Raw genomic sequence first — 1,463 nt, forward strand, 5'->3', positions numbered from 1 at the left:
AAACCGGCGATGTCCTACTTTCCCAGGCAGTCTCCCACCAAGTATCATCAGCGCTACGGAGCTTAACTTCTGTGTTCGGGATGGGTACAGGTGTAGCCTCCGCGCTATTATCACCGGATTACCTTAAACTGAATATCATGTCCTTTGGTCAAGCACCCGACCTATTAGTATCGGTCAGCTACATACATTACTGTACTTCCACCTCCGACCTATCAACGTGGTAGTCTCCCACGGGTCTTACAGGGAGATCTTTTCTTGTGGTGGGCTTCGCACTTAGATGCTTTCAGCGCTTATCCTTTCCGTACTTAGCTACCCGGCTATGCCCTTGGCAGAACAACCGGTGCACCAGCGGTACGTCCATCCCGGTCCTCTCGTACTAGGGACAGCTCCACTCAAATCTCCTGCGCCCACAGCGGATAGGGACCGAACTGTCTCACGACGTTCTGAACCCAGCTCGCGTACCTCTTTAATGGGCGAACAGCCCAACCCTTGGGACCTACTTCAGCCCCAGGATGAGACGAGCCGACATCGAGGTGCCAAACACCGCCGTCGATGTGGACTCTTGGGCGGTATCAGCCTGTTATCCCCAGGGTAGCTTTTATCCGTTGAGCGATGGCCCTTCCACTCGGAACCACCGGATCACTAAGCCCGACTTTCGTCCCTGCTCGACTTGTAGGTCTCGCAGTCAAGCTCCCTTCTGCCTTTACACTCTTCGTGCGATTTCCGTCCGCACTGAGGGAACCTTTGGGCGCCTCCGTTACTCTTTAGGAGGCGACCGCCCCAGTCAAACTGCCCACCAGACACTGTCCCGACGCCGGATCACGGCGCACGGTTAGAATTTCAACATTACAAGGGTGGTATCCCAACGGTGACTCAGGCAAAACTGGCGTCCTACCTTCATTGTCTCCCACCTATCCTGTACATGCAATGCCAAAACTCAATATCAAGCTACAGTAAAGCTCCATGGGGTCTTTCCGTCCTGCTGCGGGTAACCGGCATCTTTACCGGTACTACAATTTCACCGAGTCTATTGTTGAGACAGTGCCCAGATCGTTACGCCTTTCGTGCGGGTCAGAACTTACCTGACAAGGAATTTCGCTACCTTAGGACCGTTATAGTTACGGCCGCCGTTTACTGGGGCTTAAGTTCGTGCCTTCGATTGCTCTAAGCAGTCCCCTTAACCTTCCAGCACCGGGCAGGCGTCAGCCCCTATACTTCAGCTTTCGCTTTTGCAGAGACCTGTGTTTTTGGTAAACAGTCGCCTGGGCCTTTTCACTGCGGCCCGCTCTTCGCGGGCACCCCTTCTCCCGAAGTTACGGGGTCATTTTGCCGAGTTCCTTAACAATAGTTCTCTCGCTCGCCTTAGGATTCTCTCCTCATCTACCTGTGTCGGTTTGCGGTACGGGCACCTAGGAGCTCGCTAGCGGCTTTTCTTGACAGTGTGAAATCAGCTGCTTCCGTCT

At 53.9% G+C, this 1,463-nt stretch carries 2 rRNA genes; both read right to left on the reverse strand.

Annotated features, from left to right (window positions below):
* Position 1: 1 nt before the first annotated feature.
* Positions 2-118, reverse strand: a 5S ribosomal RNA gene (gene rrf, locus INF20_RS07870).
* A 26-nt stretch (positions 119-144) separates the two neighbouring features.
* Positions 145-1,463 (reverse strand): 23S ribosomal RNA (locus INF20_RS07875); the annotation flags it as partial.

Source organism: Gallibacter intestinalis (assembly GCF_014982745.1).
Lineage (GTDB): Bacteria > Bacillota > Clostridia > Peptostreptococcales > Anaerovoracaceae > Gallibacter > Gallibacter intestinalis.